Consider the following 22,148-nt stretch of genomic DNA (forward strand, 5'->3'; position numbering starts at 1 on the left):
CCACAGTTCTACTTCCGTACAACTGACGTAACCGGCTCAGTAGAGCTGCCAGAAGGCGTTGAAATGGTCATGCCAGGCGACAACATCAAAATGGTTGTTACCCTGATCCACCCAATCGCGATGGACGAAGGTCTGCGCTTCGCAATCCGCGAAGGTGGCCGTACCGTTGGCGCGGGTGTTGTTGCTAAAGTTATCGCTTAATTGTGATATCTGCTGTGGTCGTGCAAACGGCCACTGCAACACAGTAAAAAGAGCACTTCGGTGCTCTTTTTTTTGCTCAGAAATCGACATAACCCTGTAAAACGTGGGTTTGAAATAAAAACGATTCGCATTTACACTGTGTACAGAAAATGTACCCGAGTGATGAATCAATGTACGTCTGCCTGTGTAATGCCATCAGTGATAAAACCCTTCGTGAAGTTGTGCGTCGCTATCAGCCCAAATCTATTCAGCAACTGCGCCAGTTTGTACCGGTAGGCAAACAGTGTGGCAAATGCGTTCGTGCTGCGCGCGAGATTATGGATGAAGAGATGCAGCATGCCCCGCTCTATAAAGAGATAGCCTGACTGACCCTGGATGTGTGAATACCCACAATATCTGTCGCGTTTTTTTGACTTCTTTTTAACCACATCTACGCTCTAATAAATCAGACGCGGAGGGTTAACAATGAAGGGCGATATCAAAGTTATCAGTCATCTCAATAAACTGCTTGGAAATGAACTGGTTGCCATCAATCAGTATTTTCTGCATGCACGCATGTTTAAAAACTGGGGGCTAACGCGCCTCAACGATGTGGAGTACCACGAATCGATCGACGAGATGAAGCATGCGGACAAGTACATTGAACGCATTCTCTTTCTTGAGGGAATTCCAAATCTTCAGGATCTGGGACGTCTGCGTATCGGCGAAGACGTTGAGGAGATGCTAAGTTCAGACCTGAATCTGGAGCTGGAAGGCGCTAAAGATCTGCGTGAGGCCATTTCCTATGCTGACAAGGTACATGACTATGTCAGTCGTGACATGATGATTGAAATCCTGGCTGATGAAGAGCATCACATCGACTGGATTGAAACGGAACTTGAGCTAATCCAGAAGATGGGTATCCAGAACTATCTGCAGGCTCAAATCAAAGAAGAGTGAATCGGGTCTGCAACACGATCATTACACAGCCCGCAATGGCCAGGAAAGGGCCAAACGGCAGCGGGCTGTTCACCTGAATTAAACCGCGTAGTTTCAGCATCACGATTGCCGTCAGCGCCAGAAAAGTGGCACCCAGTGCAATCCAGGGTAGCGCCTGCCATCCACAACATGCGCCCAATGCCGCGAAAAGCTTCATATCACCATAACCTAATCCTTCATGCCCCCGAACCTGCCGATAACTCCAGGCGAGCAGCCACAATGTACAGTAGCCCGACAAGGCACCCCATATCGCCGCACTCTCTGTCCCAAAGATGGCTGCATGTAGTAACCCCAGCCAGAGCAGCAGATAGCTGAGCGGGTCAGGTATACAGAAGTGCTGACGGTCAATAACCGCTATCAGTAGCAGCAGGCTGGAGGCAGTGATAACAAAAGTAGCGTCTGCAGCCCTGTCAAAACTATTCAGTACCAGCAGGCAAAGCATTGCAACTAGCCATTCACTGATAAAGCTTTCCGCACCGAACGGATGATGACAGAAGCGGCACCAACCTCTTAACCGTGGCCAGCTAATCAGTGGCAGCGCATCACGCCATAGCAGGCGTTGCTGACAACAATCACACCGTGAACCGGGAAAGCAGAGTGCGATAAACCACTGAGCGGGTGAGAGGGCGGGTGAGAAGCGTACCCAGGCCAGCGAAAGAAAGCTTCCCAGTGCGCCTCCGCCAGCAAGTGCTACGAATTGAGTAATCAGTGACATGATGTTGCTCCGGATGAGAAGTTAAAAGCACTTTCATCGGCTTCTCATTCTGTGTCACCTATGGATAAATAACGGCGGAAAAGTGCTCACAAAAAAATTTGTGACTTAACCGCTCTGCAGCACTGCGACGCGACGCGTGCCGCAAGAACCGGCCACTATTTAACAGGGAAAACCGCAACACGGGTTGCTTCCTGAACAGATTTACGTATAATGCGCGGGCCTGCAGATATTGCAGGCGCGATTCGAGCAGAATCGCAGACGGCTGAAATATAGGCCGCCTGACAATACTCCCAATTGGGGAGTTATATGCTGAACGATTACACTCTCCCATCAATCGTAATGGGTTCGAGTAGTAATTTTTTTCGTCTATAAAAAGTTTGGAGCTCTGGTCTCATGCAGAACCAAAGAATCCGTATCCGTCTTAAAGCGTTTGATCATCGTCTGATCGATCAATCAACCGCGGAAATCGTTGAGACCGCCAAGCGCACTGGTGCGCAGGTTCGTGGTCCAATCCCGCTGCCAACCCGCAAAGAGCGTTTTACTGTTCTGATCTCTCCGCACGTTAACAAAGATGCGCGTGATCAGTACGAAATCCGCACTCACAAGCGTCTGGTAGACATCGTTGAGCCAACTGAAAAAACGGTTGATGCTCTGATGCGTCTGGATCTGGCTGCCGGTGTTGACGTGCAGATCAGCCTGGGTTAATCAGGTCATCGAGCGATTGAGAGGTTGAAACAATGATTGGTTTAGTCGGTAAAAAAGTGGGCATGACCCGCATCTTCACTGAAGATGGCGTTTCTATCCCCGTCACCGTAATCGAAGTTGAAGCGAACCGCGTTACTCAGGTCAAAGGCCTGGAAAACGACGGTTACCAGGCAATTCAGGTTACCACCGGTGCTAAAAAAGCAAACCGTGTGACCAAACCTGAAGCTGGTCATTTTGCTAAAGCTGGCGTTGAAGCTGGCCGTGGCCTGTGGGAATTCCGCACCGCTGAAGGTGAAGAGTATTCTGTAGGTCAGAGCATCAGCGTTGAGATTTTCGCTGAAGTTAAGAAAGTTGACGTAACCGGTACCTCTAAAGGTAAAGGTTTCGCCGGTACCGTTAAGCGCTGGAACTTCCGTACCCAGGACGCTACTCACGGTAACTCCTTGTCTCACCGCGTTCCGGGTTCTATCGGTCAGAACCAGACTCCGGGCAAAGTGTTCAAAGGCAAGAAAATGGCAGGTCAGCTGGGTAATGAGCGCGTAACCGTTCAGAGTCTGGACGTAGTACGTGTTGACGCTGAGCGCAACCTGCTGCTGGTTAAAGGTGCAGTTCCCGGTGCTACCGGTAGCGACCTGATCGTTAAACCAGCTGTGAAGGCGTAAGGGGATAGCAATGGAATTAGTATTGAAAGACGCGCAGAGCGCGCTGACTGTTTCCGAAACTACCTTCGGTCGTGATTTCAACGAAGCGCTGGTTCACCAGGTTGTTGTTGCTTACGCATCTGGCGCCCGCCAGGGTACTCGTGCGCAGAAAACTCGCGCCGAAGTAACCGGTTCAGGCAAAAAGCCATGGCGTCAAAAAGGCACCGGCCGTGCGCGTGCAGGTTCTGTAAAGAGCCCAATCTGGCGTTCAGGTGGCGTGACCTTTGCTGCGAAGCCGCAGGACCACAGTCAAAAAGTTAACAAAAAGATGTACCGCGGCGCGCTGAAAAGCATCCTGTCCGAACTGGTACGTCAAGATCGTCTGATCGTTGTCGAATCATTTGCTGTAGAAGCACCGAAAACCAAGCTGCTGGTACAGAAACTGAAAGACATGGCTCTGGAAGACGTGCTGATCATCACCGGTGAACTGGATGAGAATCTGTTCCTGGCTGCGCGTAACCTGTACAAGGTTGACGTGCGTGATGCATCCGGTATCGATCCAGTTAGCCTGATCGCCTTCGACAAAGTCGTTATGACTGCTGATGCAGTTAAGCAAGTTGAGGAGATGCTGGCATGATCCGTGAAGAACGTCTGCTGAAAGTACTGCGCGCGCCGCACGTATCTGAAAAAGCATCTAGCGCGATGGAAAAAACCAATACCATCGTTCTCAAAGTTGCTAATGACGCGACCAAAGCAGAGATCGTTGCTGCTGTTGAGAAACTGTTCGAAGTAGAAGTTAAAGACGTAAACACCCTGGTAGTTAAGGGCAAAGTTAAGCGTCAAGGACAGCGTATCGGTCGTCGTAGCGACTGGAAAAAAGCTTACGTCACCCTGAAAGAAGGCCAGAATCTGGACTTCGCTGGCGGCGCTGAGTAAGTCGGAGGAGAAAGACAATGGCAGTTGTTAAATGTAAACCGACATCTCCGGGTCGTCGCCATGTAGTTAAAGTGGTAAACGCGGAGCTGCACAAGGGCAAACCATTTGCCCCGCTGGTAGAAAAAAACAGCAAATCCGGTGGCCGTAACAACAATGGTCGTATCACTACCCGTCATATCGGTGGTGGTCACAAGCAGGCTTACCGTATTGTTGACTTCAAACGCAACAAAGATGGTATCCCGGCAGTTGTTGAACGTCTTGAGTACGATCCGAACCGCTCTGCGAACATCGCACTGGTTCTGTACAAAGACGGCGAGCGCCGTTACATCCTGGCCCCTAAAGGCCTGAAAGCCGGCGACCAGATCCAATCTGGCGTTGATGCTGCGATCAAAGCAGGTAACACTCTGCCGATGCGTAACATCCCGGTGGGTTCAACCGTGCATAACGTAGAAATGAAACCAGGCAAAGGCGGTCAGATTGCTCGCTCAGCTGGTGCTTACGTGCAGATCGTTGCGCGTGAAGGTTCTTACGTTACCCTGCGTCTGCGTTCAGGTGAAATGCGTAAAGTCGAGTCTGACTGCCGCGCAACACTGGGCGAAGTCGGCAACGCTGAGCATATGCTGCGCGTTCTGGGTAAAGCTGGTGCAGCCCGTTGGCGTGGTGTTCGTCCGACCGTTCGTGGTACCGCGATGAACCCAGTTGATCACCCGCACGGTGGTGGTGAAGGTCGTAACTTTGGTAAGCACCCGGTAACTCCGTGGGGCGTTCAGACCAAAGGTAAGAAGACCCGTAGCAACAAGCGTACTGATAAATTTATCGTACGTCGCCGTAGCAAATAATATTAGAGGATAAGCCATGCCACGTTCTCTCAAGAAAGGTCCTTTTATTGACCTGCACTTGCTGAAGAAGGTAGAGAAAGCGGTGGAAAGCGGTGACAAGAAGCCTTTGCGCACTTGGTCCCGTCGTTCAACGATCTTTCCTAACATGATCGGTTTGACCATCGCTGTCCATAATGGTCGTCAGCACGTTCCTGTCTTTGTTTCCGACGAAATGGTTGGTCACAAACTGGGTGAATTCGCGCCGACACGTACTTATCGCGGTCACGCGGCTGATAAAAAAGCCAAGAAGAAATAAGTAGGAGGAAGAGATGGAAACTTTAGCTCAACATCGCCACGCTCGTTCTTCTGCTCAGAAGGTTCGCCTTGTTGCTGACCTGATTCGCGGTAAGAAAGTGTCGCAGGCACTGGACATTTTGACCTACACCAATAAGAAAGCGGCTGTACTGGTCAAAAAAGTTCTGGAATCTGCCATTGCTAACGCCGAACACAACGATGGCGCTGATATCGACGATCTGAAAATCACGAAAATTTTCGTTGATGAAGGTCCGACCATGAAACGCATTATGCCGCGTGCCAAAGGTCGTGCAGATCGCATCCTGAAGCGCACCAGCCACATTACTGTGGTTGTGTCCGATCGCTGAGACTCTGGAGACTAGCAATGGGTCAGAAAGTACATCCTAATGGTATTCGCCTGGGTATTGTAAAACCATGGAACTCTACCTGGTTTGCGAACACCAACGAATTCGCTGACAACCTGGACAGCGATTTTAAAGTACGTCAGTTCCTGACTAAAGAACTGGCTAAAGCATCTGTCTCTCGTATCGTTATCGAGCGTCCAGCGAAGAGCATCCGTGTGACTATTCACACCGCTCGTCCGGGCATCGTTATCGGTAAGAAAGGCGAAGATGTAGAAAAACTGCGCACGGTCGTCGCGAAAATCGCTGGCGTTCCTGCACAGATCAATATCGCCGAAGTCCGCAAGCCGGAACTGGACGCGAAACTGGTAGCTGACAGCATTACTTCACAGCTGGAGCGTCGTGTGATGTTCCGTCGTGCTATGAAGCGTGCAGTTCAAAACGCCATGCGTCTTGGCGCGAAGGGTATTAAAGTTGAAGTTAGCGGCCGTCTGGGTGGCGCTGAGATCGCACGTACCGAATGGTATCGTGAAGGTCGCGTGCCATTGCACACACTGCGTGCTGACATTGACTACAACACCTCTGAAGCGCACACCACTTATGGTGTAATCGGCGTTAAGGTATGGATCTTCAAAGGTGAGATCCTGGGTGGTATGGCTGCTGTTGAACAACCGGAACCGGCTGCTCAACCTAAAAAGCAGCAGCGTAAAGGCCGTAAGTAAGGAGAGTCGCTGATGTTACAACCAAAGCGTACGAAATTCCGTAAGGTGCACAAAGGCCGTAACCGCGGTCTGGCTGCGGGTACGGATGTCAGCTTCGGTACTTTCGGTCTGAAAGCTGTTGGCCGTGGTCGTCTGACTGCTCGTCAGATCGAAGCAGCACGTCGTGCTATGACCCGTGCAGTTAAGCGTCAAGGTAAGATCTGGATCCGAGTATTCCCGGACAAACCGATCACCGAGAAGCCGCTGGAAGTGCGTATGGGTAAAGGTAAGGGTAACGTAGAGTATTGGGTTGCCCTGATCCAGCCTGGTAAAGTCCTGTATGAAATGGACGGCGTACCAGAAGAGCTGGCCCGTGAAGCATTCAAGCTGGCAGCAGCAAAACTGCCTATCAAAACCACCTTTGTAACTAAGACGGTGATGTAATGAAAGCAACTGAGCTGCGTGAAAAAAGCGTTGAAGAGCTGAACACTGAGCTGCTTAATCTGCTGCGTGAGCAATTTAACCTGCGCATGCAGGCAGCATCTGGCCAACTGCAGCAGACTCATCTGCTGAAACAGGTTCGCCGTGATGTTGCACGCGTTAAGACTTTACTGACTGAGAAGGCGGGTTCGTAATGACCGATAAAATCCGTACTCTGCAGGGTCGTGTAGTAAGTGACAAAATGCAGAAATCTGCAGTTGTCGCTATCGAACGTTTCGTGAAACACCCGATCTACGGCAAATTCATCAAACGTACGACCAAGCTGCACATCCATGACGAGAACAATGAATGTGGAATTGGTGACGTGGTAGAAATCCGCGAATGCCGTCCACTGTCCAAGACTAAATCCTGGACCCTGGTTCGCGTAATCGAGAAAGCGGTTCTGTAATAAGAATTGTTTTTTCTGAGGAAACCCTCTGCTTCGGCAGGGGGTTTTTTTTTACCTTTTATTCTGACTTGATCCATTTGTGCCTGCGGCAGAGCAGATTTGATGGCGCTCACAAATTTAGGGAATGGCGAGGATTAAGCTGCGACTCTTCAGGCGATGTGACCTGAAAGCTCCAGTCTGTTGAGGCCGGAGTTATCATAACTGTACAAGGAAATGTGCCGTGGAAATGGAGAATCATGATCGCTTACGCCGGTCACTGTTAAAATTACCACTGTTAGCTGCGTTACCAGCTATTAGCTCTGCCAAAAGCCTGCCGCTATTATCGGGTAGTACACACCCACAACCCACAGGCAATAGCATGGAACGAACGTTATTACTAAAGAACGCTGAATGCGTGGTCTGCATGGATGCCGAGCGTCGGGAAATACGTAACGCCAGTATTCTGATTAAAGGGAACCAAATCGTTGCGGTCGGGGAAGCAGGATCGTTACCTGATAGCGCGGATGAAATGATTGACCTTCAGGGACACATTGTTATCCCCGGGCTGATCAATACGCATCATCACATGTATCAGAGCCTGACCCGGGCTATTCCTGCGGTACAAAACGGCGAACTGTTCAACTGGTTGACCCACCTCTACCCACTGTGGCAGAACCTGACGCCTGAGATGATTCATATCTCAACGCAGATTTCGATGGCTGAGTTAATGCTCTCCGGTTGCACCACCACCAGTGACCATCTCTATGTCTACCCTAACGGCTGTAAGCTTGACGACAGCATTGAGGCTGCAGCACTGATGGGCATGCGTTTCCATGCCAGCCGGGGCAGCATGAGTGTGGGCAAATCCCTCGGAGGCCTGCCGCCCGATTCGCTGGTTGAGAATGAAGCCGCCATCCTCAAGGATACGCAGCGTGTGATTGAACGCTATCACGATGACAGCCACGGCTCGATGTTACGCATCGTGGTGGCCCCATGTTCACCGTTCTCAGTCAGTCGTGAACTGATGAAACAATCCGCTGCACTGGCACGCAGCTTCAACGTCTCGATGCATACTCATCTGGCGGAGAACGACAACGATATCCGATATAGCCGCGAAAAGTTCCACATGACGCCAGCACAGTACGTTGAAGACCTCGGCTGGGTAGGGCCGGATGTCTGGCATGCACACTGCGTTAAACTGGATCAGTATGGTATGGAGCTCTTTGCACGCACCGGAACCGGCGTCGCACACTGTCCCTGTTCAAACATGCGGCTCGGTTCGGGCATTGCACCAATACGCCACATGTGCGATGCCGGTGTCCATGTCGGTATGGGCGTAGATGGGTCAGCCTCCAATGACAGCTCAGACATGATAGCGGAGGTACGTCAGGCAATGCTGTTACAACGCGTGGGTTTCGGCCCGGATGCGATGACGGCTCGTCAGGCTCTGGAGCTGGCGACGCTGGGTGGAGCAAAAGTGCTGAATCGCGATGACGTGGGCGCCATTGCGCCGGGCATGATGGCTGATCTGGCCATCTTTGATTTGAATCGCATTGGTCTTGCCGGGGCGGGGCACGATCCTGTCGCCGCCCTGGTGTTCTGTAATCCGGGGCAGGTCGCTTACAGCATCATCAACGGAAAAGTCAGGGTGCGAAACGGACAACTGGCCGGAATTGAACTGCCAGCCGTGCTGCATCAGCATAACCAACTGGCCAGAAAACTGGTTAGTTGAGTCATAAGGGCACTTTATTAGGGAGGCGACGAAAAATAAGGCAGATTACATTTGCTACTGTTCGCACTATTCCCTAGAATACGCCCTCCCTGTCATCAGGGAAAATCAGCGGCTCGATTGAGAGCCGTTTATTTTTTCTACCCATCTGTGAGAACCGGTGTTACAATGCCGCGCCCTCAATTATGGGGCTTTCTAACGACCTGAGGTTTAGGTCCCGAAGTAGTAGTTGACATTAGCGGAGCACTAAAATGATCCAAGAACAGACTATGCTGAACGTCGCCGACAACTCCGGTGCACGTCGCGTAATGTGTATCAAGGTTCTGGGTGGCTCGCACCGTCGCTACGCAGGCGTCGGTGACATCATCAAAGTTACCATCAAGGAAGCAATTCCTCGTGGTAAAGTCAAAAAAGGTGATGTCCTGAAGGCGGTAGTGGTGCGCACCAGGAAGGGTGTTCGTCGCCCGGACGGTTCTGTCATTCGCTTCGATGGTAATGCATGCGTTATTCTGAACAATAACAGTGAGCAGCCTATCGGTACGCGTATTTTTGGGCCGGTAACTCGTGAACTTCGTACTGAAAAGTTCATGAAAATTATCTCTCTGGCACCAGAAGTACTCTAAGGAGCGAACAATGGCAGCTAAAATCCGTCGTAACGACGAAGTTATCGTGTTAACCGGTAAAGATAAAGGTAAGCGCGGTAAAGTTAAGAATGTCCTGTCTTCTGGTAAGGTCATCGTTGAAGGTATCAACCTGGTTAAGAAACATCAGAAGCCGGTTCCGGCTCTGAACCAACCAGGTGGCATCGTTGAAAAAGAAGCTGCTATTCAGGTTTCTAACGTTGCACTGTTCAACGCGGCAACTGGTAAGGCTGACCGTGTAGGCTTTAGATTCGAAGACGGCAAAAAAGTCCGTTTCTTCAAGTCTAACAGCGAAACTATCAAGTAATTTGGAGTAGTACGATGGCGAAACTGCATGATTACTACAAAGACGAAGTAGTCCAGAAACTCATGACAGAGTTTGGCTACAATTCTGTCATGCAAGTCCCTCGGGTCGAGAAGATCACCCTGAACATGGGTGTTGGTGAAGCGATCGCTGACAAGAAACTGCTGGATAATGCAGCAGCAGACCTGGCAGCAATCTCCGGTCAAAAACCGCTGGTCACCAAAGCACGCAAATCAGTTGCAGGCTTCAAAATCCGTCAGGGCTATCCGATCGGCTGTAAAGTAACTCTGCGTGGCGAGCGCATGTGGGAGTTCTTTGAGCGTCTGGTCACCATTGCAGTTCCACGTATCCGTGACTTCCGTGGCTTGTCCGCTAAGTCATTCGATGGTCGTGGCAACTACAGCATGGGTGTACGTGAGCAGATCATCTTCCCAGAAATCGACTACGACAAAGTCGATCGCGTTCGTGGTTTGGATATCACCATTACCACTACTGCGAAATCTGATGATGAAGGCCGTGCTCTGCTGGCTGCCTTTGACTTCCCGTTCCGTAAGTAAGGTAGGGTTACTTAATGGCTAAGCAATCTATGAAAGCACGCGAAGTTAAGCGTGCAAAATTAGCAGACAAATTCTTCGCTAAACGCGCTGAACTGAAAGCGATCATCTCTGATGTGAACGCTTCCGACGAAGACCGTTGGGATGCTGTTCTGAAGCTGCAGAGTCTGCCGCGTGATTCCAGCCCTTCACGTCAGCGTAACCGCTGCCGTCAAACAGGTCGTCCGCACGGTTTCCTGCGGAAGTTTGGGTTGAGCCGTATCAAGGTCCGCGAAGCCGCCATGCGCGGTGAAATTCCGGGTCTGAAAAAGGCTAGCTGGTAATTGTCACCAATTGAATCACGGGAGTAACACAGATGAGCATGCAAGATCCGATCGCGGATATGCTGACCCGTATCCGTAACGGTCAGGCCGCGAACAAAGTTGCGGTCACCATGCCTTCCTCCAAGCTGAAATTGGCAATTGCCAACGTTCTGAAGGAAGAAGGATATATTGAAGATTTCAAAATCGAAGGCGACATCAAGCTGGAACTGGAACTTACTCTCAAGTATTTCCAGGGCAAAGCTGTTGTAGAAAGCATTCAGCGAGTAAGCCGTCCTGGCCTGCGCATCTATAAGAAAAAAGATGAGCTGCCAAAGGTAATGGCTGGTATGGGCATCGCTGTAGTTTCTACATCTAAAGGTGTCATGACTGATCGTGCAGCGCGCCAGGCAGGTCTTGGTGGCGAAATTATCTGCTACGTAGCGTAATCGGAGGATACATATGTCTCGTGTTGCTAAAGCACCTGTCGTTGTTCCTGCCGGCGTAGAGGTAAAACTCGACGGTCAGGTAATTTCGATTAAAGGTAAAAACGGCGAGCTGACTCGTACTATCAATGATGCTGTTGAAGTTAAGCATGCTGACAACGCTCTGACTTTCGCTCCGCGCGAAGGTTTCGTTGACGGCTGGGCGCAGGCGGGTACTTCTCGCGCGCTGCTGAACGCAATGGTTATCGGTGTTACCGAAGGCTTCACTAAGAAGCTGCAGCTGGTTGGTGTAGGTTATCGTGCAGCCGTTAAAGGCGACGTGGTAAACCTGTCTCTGGGCTTTTCTCATCCAGTCGATCACCAGCTGCCCGCGGGTATCACTGCAGAATGTCCAACTCAGACTGAGATCGTGCTGAAAGGCGCTGATAAACAGCTGATTGGTCAGGTTGCTGCGGACCTGCGCGCCTACCGTCGTCCTGAGCCTTATAAAGGCAAGGGTGTCCGTTACGCCGACGAAGTCGTGCGTACCAAAGAGGCTAAGAAGAAGTAAGGTAACACTATGGATAAGAAATCTGCTCGTATCCGTCGTGCGACCCGTGCACGTCGCAAGCTCAAAGAGCTGGGTGCTACTCGCCTGGTGGTACATCGTACCCCGCGTCATATTTACGCACAGGTAATCGCCCCGAATGGTTCCGAAGTTCTGGTCGCTGCTTCTACTGTAGAAAAAGCTATCACTGAACAACTGAAGTATACCGGTAATAAAGAAGCCGCAGCTGCAGTAGGTAAAGCTATCGCAGAACGCGCAATCGAAAAAGGCATCACTGGTGTTTCTTTCGACCGTTCCGGTTTCCAATATCATGGTCGCGTCCAGGCACTGGCAGATGCTGCCCGTGAAGCTGGCCTTCAGTTCTAAGGTAGAGGTCTAAGATGGCACACATCGAGAAACAAGCTGGCGAACTGCAGGAAAAACTGATCGCGGTAAACCGTGTTTCTAAAACTGTTAAAGGTGGTCGTATCTTCTCCTTCACAGCACTGACTGTGGTAGGCGATGGTAATGGTCGCGTAGGTTTTGGTTACGGTAAAGCGCGTGAAGTTCCAGCAGCGATCCAGAAAGCGATGGAGAAAGCCCGTCGCAACATGGTTAACGTCGCGCTGACCAACGGCACCCTGCAGCACCCTGTTAAAGGTGCACACACGGGTTCCCGCGTGTTCATGCAGCCGGCTTCAGAAGGTACCGGTATCATCGCCGGTGGTGCAATGCGCGCCGTTCTGGAAGTCGCTGGAGTTCATAACGTACTGGCAAAAGCCTATGGTTCTACTAACCCGATTAACGTGGTTCGTGCAACTATCGACGGCCTGGGCAATATGAAATCTCCGGAAATGGTCGCTGCTAAGCGTGGTAAATCCGTTGAAGAAATTCTGGGGTAATCACGATGGCTAAGACTATTAAAATCACTCAAACCCGTAGTTCAATCGGCCGCTTGCCTAAGCATAAAGCCACTCTGGTTGGCCTGGGTCTGCGTCGTATTGGCCACACCGTTGAGCGTGAAGACACGCCTGCAGTACGCGGTATGGTTAACGCGGTTTCCTATATGGTTAAAGTGGAGGAGTAAGAGATGCGTTTAAATACTCTGTCTCCGGCCGAAGGGTCTAAGCACGCTACCAAGCGTCTGGGTCGTGGTATCGGTTCTGGCCTCGGAAAAACCGGTGGTCGTGGTCACAAAGGTCAGAACTCACGTTCTGGCGGTGGCGTACGTCGCGGTTTCGAAGGTGGTCAGATGCCTCTGTACCGTCGTCTGCCGAAGTTCGGTTTCACCTCTCGCAAAGCAATGATCACCACAGAGATTCGTCTGTCTGATCTGGCGAAAGTTGAAGGCGGTATCGTCGACCTGAACGCGCTGAAAGCAGCCAACATTGTCGGTGTTCAGATTGAATTCGTTAAAGTAATTCTGTCTGGTGAAGTATCTACACCGGTAACGGTTCGCGGCCTGCGTGTCACCAAAGGTGCTCGTGCTGCAATCGAAGCTGCTGGCGGTAAAATCGAGGAATAAGTAGCAGATGGCTAAACAACCGGGATTAGATTTTCAAAGTGCCAAAGGTGGCTTTGGTGAGCTGAAACGCAGACTGCTGTTTGTAATCGGCGCACTCATTGTCTTCCGTATTGGCTCTTTTATTCCAATCCCTGGTATTGATGCCACTGTACTTGCCAAACTGCTTGAGCAACAGCGTGGCACCATCATTGAAATGTTTAACATGTTCTCTGGTGGTGCTCTCAGCCGTGCTTCTATTTTCGCACTGGGTATCATGCCGTATATTTCGGCATCGATTATCATCCAGTTATTAACGGTGGTTCATCCGGCGTTAGCGGAAATTAAGAAAGAAGGTGAGGCTGGCCGTCGCAAGATTAGCCAGTACACCCGATACGGTACGTTGGTATTGGCCATATTTCAGTCGATCGGTATTGCTACCGGTCTGCCGAATATGCCAGGGATGCAAGGCCTGGTCATGAATCCAGGCTTTGCTTTCTACTTTACCGCTGTTGTGAGTCTGGTCTCAGGAACAATGTTCCTGATGTGGCTGGGCGAACAGATTACTGAGCGTGGTATCGGTAACGGTATTTCGATCATTATCTTCGCAGGTATTGTTGCGGGTCTTCCGCCGGCCATTGGCCATACCATCGAGCAAGCGCGGCAAGGCGACCTGCACTTCCTTCTGTTGCTGTTGGTTGCAGTACTCGTATTCGCAGTGACCTTCTTTGTTATCTTCGTTGAACGTGGTCAGCGCCGCATTGTGGTGAACTACGCAAAACGTCAGCAGGGTCGTCGCGTTTACGCTGCACAGAGCACACATTTACCGTTGAAAGTGAATATGGCGGGTGTTATTCCAGCCATCTTTGCTTCCAGCATTATTCTGTTCCCGGCAACGATTGCATCGTGGTTTGGGGGCGGTACCGGTTGGAACTGGCTGACAACAATTTCGCTGTATTTGCAGCCAGGACAGCCGCTTTATGTGCTACTCTATGCGACTGCAATCATCTTCTTCTGTTTCTTCTATACGGCGTTGGTTTTCAACCCACGTGAAACAGCAGATAACCTGAAGAAGTCTGGTGCATTCGTACCGGGAATTCGTCCGGGAGAGCAAACGGCGAAGTATATTGATAAAGTGATGACGCGACTGACCTTAATCGGCGCGCTGTATATTACTTTTATCTGCCTTATCCCGGAGTTCATGCGTGATGCGATGAAGGTTCCCTTCTACTTTGGCGGTACTTCACTGCTCATCGTAGTTGTCGTCATCATGGACTTTATGGCTCAAGTGCAAACTCTGATGATGTCTAGTCAGTATGAGTCGGCACTGAAGAAAGCTAACCTGAAAGGCTACGGCCGTTAATTCAGTTGGTTGAGAAGTTACGGAGAGTAAAAATGAAAGTTCGTGCTTCCGTCAAGAGATTATGTCGTAACTGCAAAATCATTCGTCGCGACGGTGTCGTACGTGTGATCTGCAGCGCCGAGCCAAAGCATAAACAGCGCCAAGGCTGATTTTGTCACATATTTTTCTTGCAAAGTCGGGTTGAGCTGGCTAGATTAGCCAGCCAATCTTTTGTATGTCAGTACGTTTCCATTTGAGTATCCTGAAAACGGGCTTTTCAGCATGGGACGTGCTTGTTTAATTATAGGAGTGCATAGTGGCCCGTATAGCAGGCATTAACATTCCTGATCAAAAACATACCGTTATCGCATTAACTTCGATCTTCGGTATTGGTAAAACCCGTTCAAAAGCCATCTGCGCTTCTACGGGTATTGCTGAAAATGTTAAGATCAGTGAGCTGTCTGAAGAACAAATTGATCAGCTGCGTGATGCAGTTGCGAAATTCGTTGTAGAAGGTGATCTGCGCCGTGAAATCACCCTGAGCATCAAGCGTCTTATGGACCTTGGTTGCTACCGTGGTTTGCGCCATCGTCGTGGTCTTCCGGTTCGCGGTCAGCGTACTAAGACCAACGCACGTACCCGTAAGGGTCCGCGTAAACCGATCAAGAAATAATCGGGGTGAGTAAATAATGGCAAAGGCACCAGTTCGTGCACGTAAGCGTGTAAGAAAACAAGTCTCAGATGGCGTGGCTCATGTCCATGCTTCTTTTAACAACACCATCGTTACCATTACTGATCGTCAGGGTAACGCACTGGGTTGGGCAACCGCCGGTGGTTCCGGTTTCCGCGGTTCACGTAAATCCACTCCGTTTGCTGCTCAGGTCGCTGCAGAGCGCTGTGCAGAAGCGGTAAAAGATTACGGAATTAAGAACCTGGAAGTTATGGTAAAGGGTCCGGGTCCAGGTCGCGAATCTACGATTCGTGCTTTGAACGCCGCTGGTTTCCGCATCACTAATATTACTGATGTGACTCCGATCCCTCATAACGGTTGTCGTCCGCCGAAAAAACGTCGCGTATAACGCCCGTTTTTTTAGGATAGTTGGAGAAAGAAAATGGCAAGATATTTGGGTCCTAAGCTCAAGCTGAGCCGTCGTGAGGGCACTGACTTATTCCTTAAGTCTGGCGTTCGCGCGATTGATTCCAAGTGTAAGATTGAACAAGCCCCTGGTCAGCATGGTGCGCGTAAACCGCGTCTGTCTGATTACGGCGGTCAGTTACGTGAAAAGCAGAAAGTTCGTCGTATCTACGGCGTGCTGGAGCGTCAGTTCCGTAACTATTATAAAGAAGCAGCTCGTCTGAAAGGCAACACCGGTGAAAACCTGTTGGCTCTGCTGGAAGGTCGTCTGGACAACGTAGTTTATCGTATGGGCTTTGGTGCCACTCGTGCGGAAGCACGTCAGCTGGTAAGCCATAAGTCTGTTCTGGTAAATGGCCGCGTTGTTAACATCGCTTCTTATCAGGTATCTCCGAATGATGTCGTTAGCATCCGTGAGAAAGCCAAAAAGCAATCTCGCGTGAAGGCCGCTCTGGAGCTGGCTGAGCAGCGTGAAAAGCCAACCTGGCTGGAAGTTGATGCGACTAAGATGGAAGGTGTGTTCAAGCGTATTCCTGAACGTACTGATCTGTCTGCGGACATTAACGAACACCTGATCGTCGAGCTTTACTCCAAGTAAAGCTTAGTACCAAAGAGAGGACACAATGCAGGGTTCTGTGACAGAGTTTCTAAAACCGCGCCTGGTAGATATCGAGCAAGTGAGTTCGACGCACGCCAAGGTGACCCTTGAGCCTTTAGAGCGTGGCTTTGGCCATACTCTTGGTAACGCACTGCGCCGTATTCTGCTTTCATCCATGCCGGGTTGCGCGGTGACCGAGGTTGAAATTGATGGTGTACTTCATGAGTACAGCACCAAAGAGGGCGTACAGGAAGATATCCTGGAAATCCTGCTCAACCTGAAAGGGCTGGCGGTAAGAGTTCAGGGTAAAGATGAAGTTATTCTGACCCTGAATAAATCTGGCATTGGCCCTGTGACTGCAGCCGACATTACCCATGATGGTGATGTCGAAATCGTCAAGCCTCAGCATGTCATTTGCCATCTGACCGATGAGAACGCGGCTATCAGCATGCGTATCAAAGTTCAGCGTGGACGTGGCTATGTGCCGGCTTCTGCCCGAATTCATTCGGAAGAAGATGAGCGCCCAATCGGCCGCCTGTTAGTTGACGCTTGCTATAGCCCTGTAGACCGTATCGCCTACAATGTTGAAGCAGCGCGAGTAGAGCAGCGCACCGACCTGGACAAGCTGGTCATCGAAATGGAAACCAACGGCACAATCGATCCTGAAGAGGCGATTCGTCGTGCGGCAACCATTCTGGCAGAACAACTTGAAGCTTTCGTTGACTTACGTGATGTACGTCAGCCGGAAGTTAAAGAAGAGAAACCAGAATTCGATCCGATCCTGCTGCGCCCTGTTGACGATCTGGAATTGACTGTCCGCTCTGCTAACTGCCTTAAGGCAGAAGCTATCCACTACATCGGTGATCTGGTACAGCGTACCGAGGTTGAGCTGCTTAAAACGCCTAACCTTGGTAAAAAATCTCTTACTGAGATTAAAGATGTGCTGGCTTCGCGTGGTCTTTCTCTGGGTATGCGCCTTGAGAACTGGCCGCCAGCAAGCATTGCTGATGAATAATCAGATCACAGGTTAAGGTTTCACTGAGAAGGATAAGGTCATGCGCCATCGTAAGAGTGGTCGTCAACTGAACCGCAACAGCAGCCATCGTCAGGCTATGTTCCGCAACATGGCCGGTTCTCTGGTTCGTCATGAGATCATCAAAACGACTCTGCCGAAAGCCAAAGAACTGCGTCGCGTAGTTGAGCCGCTGATTACTCTTGCCAAGACCGACAGCGTAGCTAATCGTCGTCTGGCATTCGCCCGTACTCGTGATAACGAGATCGTGGCAAAACTGTTTAATGAGCTGGGCCCGCGTTTCGCGAGCCGTGCCGGTGGTTACACTCGTATTCTGAAGTGTGGCTTCCGTGCTGGTGACAACGCTCCGATGGCTTACATCGAGCTGGTTGATCGTCCAGAAGCTCAAGCAGAAGCAGCCGCAGAGTAATCTGTAGCAACGTAAAAAACCCGCTTCGGCGGGTTTTTTATTGCCTGAAATTTACTACCTTAGAACTTACTCTTTTCATGTTCAAAGGAGCCAACTATGTGGCTGGTTGATGAACTTGCTGAACAGTACATCAAAGCGGCGCTGGAAAAAGGCGAGCTGAGTAATCTTCCCGGCTCTGGTAAGCCACTGCAGCTGGATGATGACAGTCATGTTCCACCTGAGTTAAGAGCGGGCTACCGGTTACTGAAAAATTCGGGCTTTCTGCCGCCGGAGCTTGAGCTCAGACGTGAAGCCTTGGAAGTTAACGATCTTATTCGGAACCTCGATCCTGCGGATCAACACTATCAGGATCATTGTCATCGGCTTCAGGTGCTGGAGCTAAGATTACGCCAGGCGGGTATCAGTACCGATTTTCTTCATGGCAGTTATTCTACTGCTATTGAGCATCGTTTCCGCGAGGAGGAGTAAATGTTTCGCATCGGTCAGTTAGCTAAGCTTGCAGAGGTGACGCCAGACACCATCCGTTTTTATGAAAAACAGCAGATGATGGATCATGACGGTCGTACGGAAGGGGGATTTCGCCTTTATACCGAGGCCGATCTTCAGCGTCTGAAATTTATTCGCTACGGTCGTAAACTCGGATTTAGCCTTGAAGCCATCAGAGAGCTACTTTCTATAAGGGTCGATCCTGCGCATCATACCTGTCAGGAATCGAAAGCGATCGTTGAAAAACGGCTAAGTGAAGTGGCTCAGATGATCGCAGAATTGGAAACGATGCAACGTTCTTTGCGTCACCTCTCGGACGCGTGTTGTGGTGACAGTCACAGTAGCATTTCGTGCTCAATTCTTGAGGCGCTTGAGCGGGGAGAGGCATTGAGTAAATAAGCATCTTGTTATTTTGCTGCAATGGAATAGAGTATCTGACCATCTCAACAGGAGGCGTTATGAGTAAATATCAGCACACTAAAGGGCAAATTCGCGATAACGCGATTCAGGCTCTGCTGCACGACCCGTTATTTCGACAGCGTATTGAACAGAAGCAAAAGGGTAAGGGCAGTTTTAAGCGGAAAGAGAAACATGGTAAGGGGACGGGATGGGAGGGCAGTGATAAGAAAGCGTCTTATCACTGCCCTTCTGCTTTTATAGTAAACAAAACCGCCCTAAAGGCGGCTTATTCACTATACCCGGGTGTTCTGCTGTTTCAGCAGATCGCGGATTTCAGTCAGTAAAACTTCTTCATTTGACGGTTTAGCAACCGGCTTCTCCACTTCCTTTTTCTTGTACAGACGATTCATCAACTTAATCGCCATAAAGATCGCGAAAGCGATAATGACGAAATCAAAGATGGTCTGAAGGAAGATACCGTACTGCATAACAACAGCTGGCGCATCGCCAGTTGCGGGCTTAAGAACCCAGGCGAATGATTTGAAATCGACTCCACCGATCAGCAGGCCTAATGGTGGCATGATGATATTAGCGACTAATGATGAAACGATTTTGCCGAATGCCGCACCGATGATAACACCCACGGCTAAATCCATTACGTTGCCGCGCATTGCGAAATCACGAAACTCTTTGATTAAACTCATACTTCTCTCCTTGCCCAAGCTAACGCCATAAAGTCTAACAAACCTCACTGTTTTTGCCATCAACACAGCCAATTAAGCAGCGGTTTTGTATGCCGTATGCTGAGTCAGCCTGTAAAAGCGGTATTTACAGGAAAAACGGACTCGGCTGGAAGAGGCGTTCCACATCTGACACGAATTTCTTGTCGGTCAGGAACATGATGACATGATCGCCTTGTTCAATACGCAGGTTATCATTGGCAATCATCACATCATCACCACGAACAACAGCGCCAATAATGGTCCCTGGCGGCAGTTTGATGTCATCAATCGAACGACCCACAACGCGTGACGTCGACTCGTCACCGTGCGCTATCGCTTCGATCGCCTCTGCAATACCGCGTCGTAAAGATGAAACGCCCACGATATCCGCTTTGCGCACATGACCCAGCAGAGCCGAGATCGTGGCTTGCTGAGGGGAAATAGCGATATCGATGACGCTGCCCTGGACCAGATCGACGTAAGCGCGGCGCTGAATCAGTACCATCACTTTTTTTGCACCCATCTTTTTCGCCAGCATGGCAGACATGATGTTGGCTTCATCATCGTTGGTGACGGCGATAAACAGATCGACCTGCTCAACGTGTTCTTCAGCGAGCAGCTCCTGATCGGACGCATCGCCATAAAACACCACGGTGTCATGCAGATGTTCTGCGAGTTCCGCTGCGCGCTGGGGATTCCGCTCAATCAGCTTAACGCTGTAGTGCTTCTCAAGCCGCTGCGCCAGACCGAAACCGATGTTGCCGCCACCGACCAGCATAATCCGTTTATAAGGTTTCTCCAGCCGCTGCATTTCACTCATCACCGCACGAATGTTCTGGCTGGCAGCGATGAAGAACACTTCATCACCGGCTTCTACGATGGTTGAACCCTGCGGACGAATAGGGCGATCCTGGCGGAATATAGCGGCTACGCGCGTATCAATGTGTGGCATGTGCTCACGCATGATCGATAGCGGATTTCCCACCAGCGGCCCGCCATAATAGGCTTTTACCACTGCCAGACTGACTTTTCCTTCAGCAAAGTTAACCACCTGCAATGCGCCAGGATACTGAATCAGACGGTAAATGTTGTCGATGACCAGCTGCTCAGGGGAGATCAGATGATCGATAGGCACTGCTTCAGGTATAAACAACTTGTCTGCATCACGCAGATAGTCGGCCGCACGGATACGGGCGATGCGATTCGGCGTATTGAAAAGCGAATAAGCAATCTGGCAGGCGATCATGTTGGTTTCATCCGAGTTGGTTACAGCAACCAGCATGTCGGCATCTTCTGCACCCGCCTCACGCAAAATTCTCGGATGGGAACCATGACCCTGAACCACGCGCAGATCGAATTTGTCCTGCAGATGACGCAGGCGCGAAGAGTCAGTATCGACAACCGTGATGTCGTTGTTCTCACCTACCAGATTTTCTGCCAGGGTTCCGCCAACCTGTCCTGCACCCAGAATGATTATTTTCATCGCTTATCAATACTCATCTCAGTTTGTACCCGATTTCTTTATCAGCTTAGCGTAGAAGAAACCATCTCCGCCCTCGGCTTCCGGGAATACCTGCAACCCGTTAGCGGACGCATCCCACAACGGTTCCGCCTGGGCGTCGTGCTGGCGTTGCAGGAAAGCGTCTATCTGCTGATGATTCTCTTCTGGCAGGATAGAGCAGGTCGCATAAATCAGCGTACCGCCGGGTTTAAGGTGTGGCCAGATAGCATCAAGAATTTCGCTCTGAAGCTTTGCCAGCTCAGCGATATCACGATCGCGACGCAGCCACTTAATGTCGGGATGGCGTCGGATAACACCGGTTGCAGAGCAGGGCGCATCCAGCAGAATCCGGTCAAACTGACGATCACCGCACCACTGCTGCGGCGTCCGTCCATCACCCTGTTTAATGTCTGCTTTCATGCCCAGTCGCTGCAGATTCTCCTCCACGCGTTTAAGGCGTTGCGCATCCACGTCGACGGCCATTACATGGGCTTCCGGCGCGATTTCAAGGATGTGGGTCGTTTTGCCGCCGGGAGCCGCGCATAAATCCAGGATCTGTTCGCCGTTTTGCGGTTCAAGCAGTAACGCACAGCGCTGAGCGGACAAATCCTGCACGGTTACCCAACCCCGATCAAACCCAGGTAACTGACTGACGGGGGCAGGGGCGTCAAGCCGCAGCGCATCCGGCACGTCGTCAGCCGGTTGTGCATTCCTGCCACTTTCAACCAGCTTGTGCAGCCACGCGTCACGATCCTGGTGCTGACGGTTAATCCGCAGCCACATCGGCGGACGCAGATTATTGGCTTCCACAATCTGTTGCCACTGTTCCGGCCAGGCATGCTGCAATCGCTTTAGCAGCCATCCCGGATGCAGATAACGCTGTGGGCCATCCTGAATGCTGGCGAGCAGCTCTTCCCGCTGGCGCTGAAACTGGCGTAATACACCATTTAACAAGCCTTTCAGGCTGGTACGCTTCAGGACTTCGGCGCCCGCGACGGTTTCTGCCAGTGCGGCATGGGCAGGTACGCGGGTATATTCCAGCTGATAAAGACCGACCATAATCAGATAGTGCAGAACCCGCTGTTTGCCTGTCAGTGGACGCTCCATCAGTTTGCCGATTAGCGCTTCCAGCTGCGGCAATGTGCGCAATACGCCAAAACAGATTTCCTGCACTAACGCGCTATCTTTGTCAGAGAGTTTTTTCTGGGCGGCGGGGAGTGCCGTATTCAGGGATTCGCCCTTGTCGACAACGCGCTCAATAAGTTGAGCGGAGAGGCTACGCAGGTTGATTGATTTAGTCATAA

At 50.7% G+C, this 22,148-nt stretch carries 38 protein-coding genes and 1 pseudogene; 35 read left to right on the top strand and 4 right to left on the bottom strand.

Annotated elements, in window-relative coordinates:
• The 3 genes and pseudogenes from tuf to bfr all read left to right on the top strand — a co-directional run.
• A pseudogene (tuf, locus tag ACTJKZ_RS20765) lies at window positions 1-201 on the top strand (elongation factor Tu); the annotation flags it as partial.
• Between the two features lie 170 nt (window positions 202-371).
• A complete protein-coding gene (gene bfd / locus ACTJKZ_RS20770) occupies window positions 372-566 on the top strand; it encodes a bacterioferritin-associated ferredoxin (RefSeq protein WP_033784140.1) in 195 nt (64 codons plus the stop codon).
• 100 nt (window positions 567-666) lie between these two features.
• A complete protein-coding gene (gene bfr, locus ACTJKZ_RS20775) occupies window positions 667-1,140 on the top strand; it encodes a bacterioferritin (protein ID WP_013359241.1) in 474 nt (157 codons plus the stop codon).
• Here bfr and ACTJKZ_RS20780 read toward each other — a convergent pair.
• Window positions 1,127-1,894: a prepilin peptidase gene (locus tag ACTJKZ_RS20780; protein ID WP_440830003.1), complete on the bottom strand. Its 768-nt coding sequence runs from the start codon at window positions 1,892-1,894 to the stop codon at window positions 1,127-1,129. The genes bfr and ACTJKZ_RS20780 overlap by 14 nt on opposite strands.
• Window positions 1,895-2,287: 393 nt before the next feature.
• Between ACTJKZ_RS20780 and rpsJ the strand changes: the two genes are divergently transcribed.
• The 32 genes from rpsJ (at window position 2,288) to ACTJKZ_RS20940 (ending at window position 18,965) form a co-directional block, all read left to right on the top strand.
• A complete protein-coding gene (gene rpsJ, locus ACTJKZ_RS20785; RefSeq protein ID WP_001181005.1) occupies window positions 2,288-2,599 on the top strand; it encodes a 30S ribosomal protein S10 in 312 nt (103 codons plus the stop codon).
• 32 nt (window positions 2,600-2,631) lie between these two features.
• A complete protein-coding gene (gene rplC / locus ACTJKZ_RS20790; RefSeq protein ID WP_003850712.1) occupies window positions 2,632-3,261 on the top strand; it encodes a 50S ribosomal protein L3 in 630 nt (209 codons plus the stop codon).
• 10 nt (window positions 3,262-3,271) lie between these two features.
• On the top strand, window positions 3,272-3,877 hold the full coding sequence (gene rplD, locus ACTJKZ_RS20795; RefSeq protein WP_003850711.1) for a 50S ribosomal protein L4: 606 nt from the start codon (window positions 3,272-3,274) through the stop codon (window positions 3,875-3,877).
• On the top strand, window positions 3,874-4,176 hold the full coding sequence (rplW, locus tag ACTJKZ_RS20800) for a 50S ribosomal protein L23 (protein WP_003850708.1): 303 nt from the start codon (window positions 3,874-3,876) through the stop codon (window positions 4,174-4,176). Before rplD ends, rplW begins: the two co-directional genes overlap by 4 nt.
• Before the next feature lie 17 nt (window positions 4,177-4,193).
• Window positions 4,194-5,015 carry a 50S ribosomal protein L2 gene (rplB, locus tag ACTJKZ_RS20805; RefSeq protein WP_008927137.1) on the top strand — a complete coding sequence of 274 codons (822 nt, stop codon included), beginning with the start codon at window positions 4,194-4,196 and terminating at the stop codon, window positions 5,013-5,015.
• A gap of 16 nt (window positions 5,016-5,031) precedes the next feature.
• The gene (rpsS, locus tag ACTJKZ_RS20810) at window positions 5,032-5,310 is read left to right on the top strand and encodes a 30S ribosomal protein S19 (protein ID WP_001138115.1); all 279 of its coding nucleotides are present in this window, start codon (window positions 5,032-5,034) and stop codon (window positions 5,308-5,310) included.
• Window positions 5,311-5,323: 13 nt separating this feature from the next.
• The gene (gene rplV / locus ACTJKZ_RS20815) at window positions 5,324-5,656 is read left to right on the top strand and encodes a 50S ribosomal protein L22 (RefSeq protein ID WP_008927136.1); all 333 of its coding nucleotides are present in this window, start codon (window positions 5,324-5,326) and stop codon (window positions 5,654-5,656) included.
• A 17-nt stretch (window positions 5,657-5,673) separates the two neighbouring features.
• Window positions 5,674-6,372: a 30S ribosomal protein S3 gene (gene rpsC, locus ACTJKZ_RS20820; RefSeq protein WP_008927135.1), complete on the top strand. Its 699-nt coding sequence runs from the start codon at window positions 5,674-5,676 to the stop codon at window positions 6,370-6,372.
• A gap of 12 nt (window positions 6,373-6,384) precedes the next feature.
• Entirely contained in the window at window positions 6,385-6,795 is a 411-nt protein-coding gene (gene rplP / locus ACTJKZ_RS20825) for a 50S ribosomal protein L16 (protein ID WP_008927134.1), read from the top strand.
• Window positions 6,795-6,986 (top strand): 50S ribosomal protein L29, encoded by a 192-nt coding sequence (gene rpmC, locus ACTJKZ_RS20830; RefSeq protein ID WP_003850146.1) that lies wholly within the window; start codon window positions 6,795-6,797, stop codon window positions 6,984-6,986. Before rplP ends, rpmC begins: the two co-directional genes overlap by 1 nt.
• Complete coding sequence (rpsQ, locus tag ACTJKZ_RS20835; RefSeq protein WP_003850147.1) at window positions 6,986-7,240, top strand: 30S ribosomal protein S17; 255 nt, start codon at window positions 6,986-6,988, stop codon at window positions 7,238-7,240. Before rpmC ends, rpsQ begins: the two co-directional genes overlap by 1 nt.
• 358 nt (window positions 7,241-7,598) lie before the next feature.
• On the top strand, window positions 7,599-8,951 hold the full coding sequence (locus tag ACTJKZ_RS20840; protein ID WP_253420216.1) for an 8-oxoguanine deaminase: 1,353 nt from the start codon (window positions 7,599-7,601) through the stop codon (window positions 8,949-8,951).
• A 248-nt stretch (window positions 8,952-9,199) separates the two neighbouring features.
• On the top strand, window positions 9,200-9,571 hold the full coding sequence (rplN, locus tag ACTJKZ_RS20845) for a 50S ribosomal protein L14 (protein ID WP_006120590.1): 372 nt from the start codon (window positions 9,200-9,202) through the stop codon (window positions 9,569-9,571).
• Between the two features lie 10 nt (window positions 9,572-9,581).
• On the top strand, window positions 9,582-9,896 hold the full coding sequence (gene rplX / locus ACTJKZ_RS20850; protein WP_003850150.1) for a 50S ribosomal protein L24: 315 nt from the start codon (window positions 9,582-9,584) through the stop codon (window positions 9,894-9,896).
• 14 nt (window positions 9,897-9,910) lie between these two features.
• Entirely contained in the window at window positions 9,911-10,450 is a 540-nt protein-coding gene (rplE, locus tag ACTJKZ_RS20855; RefSeq protein ID WP_003850155.1) for a 50S ribosomal protein L5, read from the top strand.
• A 14-nt stretch (window positions 10,451-10,464) separates the two neighbouring features.
• Window positions 10,465-10,770 carry a 30S ribosomal protein S14 gene (gene rpsN, locus ACTJKZ_RS20860; protein ID WP_008927132.1) on the top strand — a complete coding sequence of 102 codons (306 nt, stop codon included), beginning with the start codon at window positions 10,465-10,467 and terminating at the stop codon, window positions 10,768-10,770.
• A gap of 32 nt (window positions 10,771-10,802) precedes the next feature.
• Window positions 10,803-11,195, top strand: a complete 393-nt coding sequence (gene rpsH / locus ACTJKZ_RS20865) for a 30S ribosomal protein S8 (protein ID WP_003850158.1) — start codon at window positions 10,803-10,805, stop codon at window positions 11,193-11,195.
• Between the two features lie 13 nt (window positions 11,196-11,208).
• A complete protein-coding gene (rplF, locus tag ACTJKZ_RS20870) occupies window positions 11,209-11,742 on the top strand; it encodes a 50S ribosomal protein L6 (protein WP_013359237.1) in 534 nt (177 codons plus the stop codon).
• A 9-nt stretch (window positions 11,743-11,751) separates the two neighbouring features.
• Window positions 11,752-12,105 (top strand): 50S ribosomal protein L18, encoded by a 354-nt coding sequence (gene rplR / locus ACTJKZ_RS20875; RefSeq protein ID WP_003850163.1) that lies wholly within the window; start codon window positions 11,752-11,754, stop codon window positions 12,103-12,105.
• Between the two features lie 14 nt (window positions 12,106-12,119).
• Entirely contained in the window at window positions 12,120-12,620 is a 501-nt protein-coding gene (gene rpsE / locus ACTJKZ_RS20880) for a 30S ribosomal protein S5 (protein WP_003850164.1), read from the top strand.
• A gap of 5 nt (window positions 12,621-12,625) precedes the next feature.
• Window positions 12,626-12,805 (top strand): 50S ribosomal protein L30, encoded by a 180-nt coding sequence (gene rpmD / locus ACTJKZ_RS20885; protein ID WP_003850166.1) that lies wholly within the window; start codon window positions 12,626-12,628, stop codon window positions 12,803-12,805.
• A gap of 3 nt (window positions 12,806-12,808) precedes the next feature.
• Window positions 12,809-13,243 carry a 50S ribosomal protein L15 gene (gene rplO / locus ACTJKZ_RS20890; RefSeq protein ID WP_003850168.1) on the top strand — a complete coding sequence of 145 codons (435 nt, stop codon included), beginning with the start codon at window positions 12,809-12,811 and terminating at the stop codon, window positions 13,241-13,243.
• Window positions 13,244-13,250: 7 nt separating this feature from the next.
• The gene (gene secY, locus ACTJKZ_RS20895; protein ID WP_003850175.1) at window positions 13,251-14,582 is read left to right on the top strand and encodes a preprotein translocase subunit SecY; all 1,332 of its coding nucleotides are present in this window, start codon (window positions 13,251-13,253) and stop codon (window positions 14,580-14,582) included.
• Between the two features lie 32 nt (window positions 14,583-14,614).
• A complete protein-coding gene (gene rpmJ, locus ACTJKZ_RS20900) occupies window positions 14,615-14,731 on the top strand; it encodes a 50S ribosomal protein L36 (protein WP_010252805.1) in 117 nt (38 codons plus the stop codon).
• 146 nt (window positions 14,732-14,877) lie between these two features.
• The gene (gene rpsM, locus ACTJKZ_RS20905) at window positions 14,878-15,234 is read left to right on the top strand and encodes a 30S ribosomal protein S13 (protein WP_003850176.1); all 357 of its coding nucleotides are present in this window, start codon (window positions 14,878-14,880) and stop codon (window positions 15,232-15,234) included.
• A gap of 16 nt (window positions 15,235-15,250) precedes the next feature.
• Complete coding sequence (gene rpsK / locus ACTJKZ_RS20910; protein ID WP_004160563.1) at window positions 15,251-15,640, top strand: 30S ribosomal protein S11; 390 nt, start codon at window positions 15,251-15,253, stop codon at window positions 15,638-15,640.
• Between the two features lie 33 nt (window positions 15,641-15,673).
• Window positions 15,674-16,294 (top strand): 30S ribosomal protein S4, encoded by a 621-nt coding sequence (gene rpsD, locus ACTJKZ_RS20915; protein WP_008927131.1) that lies wholly within the window; start codon window positions 15,674-15,676, stop codon window positions 16,292-16,294.
• Between the two features lie 25 nt (window positions 16,295-16,319).
• The gene (locus ACTJKZ_RS20920; protein ID WP_003850179.1) at window positions 16,320-17,309 is read left to right on the top strand and encodes a DNA-directed RNA polymerase subunit alpha; all 990 of its coding nucleotides are present in this window, start codon (window positions 16,320-16,322) and stop codon (window positions 17,307-17,309) included.
• A 40-nt stretch (window positions 17,310-17,349) separates the two neighbouring features.
• Window positions 17,350-17,736: a 50S ribosomal protein L17 gene (gene rplQ, locus ACTJKZ_RS20925; RefSeq protein WP_003850180.1), complete on the top strand. Its 387-nt coding sequence runs from the start codon at window positions 17,350-17,352 to the stop codon at window positions 17,734-17,736.
• A 96-nt stretch (window positions 17,737-17,832) separates the two neighbouring features.
• Complete coding sequence (locus ACTJKZ_RS20930) at window positions 17,833-18,204, top strand: DUF1992 domain-containing protein (RefSeq protein ID WP_440830004.1); 372 nt, start codon at window positions 17,833-17,835, stop codon at window positions 18,202-18,204.
• Window positions 18,205-18,621 carry a Zn(2+)-responsive transcriptional regulator gene (gene zntR / locus ACTJKZ_RS20935; RefSeq protein ID WP_161736567.1) on the top strand — a complete coding sequence of 139 codons (417 nt, stop codon included), beginning with the start codon at window positions 18,205-18,207 and terminating at the stop codon, window positions 18,619-18,621.
• 59 nt (window positions 18,622-18,680) lie between these two features.
• Window positions 18,681-18,965, top strand: coding sequence for an alternative ribosome-rescue factor A (locus ACTJKZ_RS20940; protein WP_440830005.1), 285 nt, complete (start codon window positions 18,681-18,683; stop codon window positions 18,963-18,965).
• Here the strand turns inward: ACTJKZ_RS20940 and mscL are convergent.
• From mscL to rsmB, 3 genes are all read right to left on the bottom strand, one after another.
• On the bottom strand, window positions 18,915-19,325 hold the full coding sequence (gene mscL, locus ACTJKZ_RS20945; RefSeq protein WP_033734108.1) for a large-conductance mechanosensitive channel protein MscL: 411 nt from the start codon (window positions 19,323-19,325) through the stop codon (window positions 18,915-18,917). The two genes, ACTJKZ_RS20940 and mscL, sit on opposite strands and share 51 nt — an antisense overlap.
• 124 nt (window positions 19,326-19,449) lie before the next feature.
• The gene (trkA, locus tag ACTJKZ_RS20950; protein ID WP_013359233.1) at window positions 19,450-20,826 is read right to left on the bottom strand and encodes a Trk system potassium transporter TrkA; all 1,377 of its coding nucleotides are present in this window, start codon (window positions 20,824-20,826) and stop codon (window positions 19,450-19,452) included.
• Window positions 20,827-20,844: 18 nt separating this feature from the next.
• Entirely contained in the window at window positions 20,845-22,146 is a 1,302-nt protein-coding gene (rsmB, locus tag ACTJKZ_RS20955; RefSeq protein ID WP_253420214.1) for a 16S rRNA (cytosine(967)-C(5))-methyltransferase RsmB, read from the bottom strand.
• Between the last annotated feature and the right edge of the window lie 2 nt (window positions 22,147-22,148).

The sequence above is a fragment of the Pantoea sp. 22096 genome (assembly GCF_052045955.1).
GTDB classification, from domain to species: Bacteria; Pseudomonadota; Gammaproteobacteria; order Enterobacterales; family Enterobacteriaceae; genus Pantoea; species Pantoea alfalfae.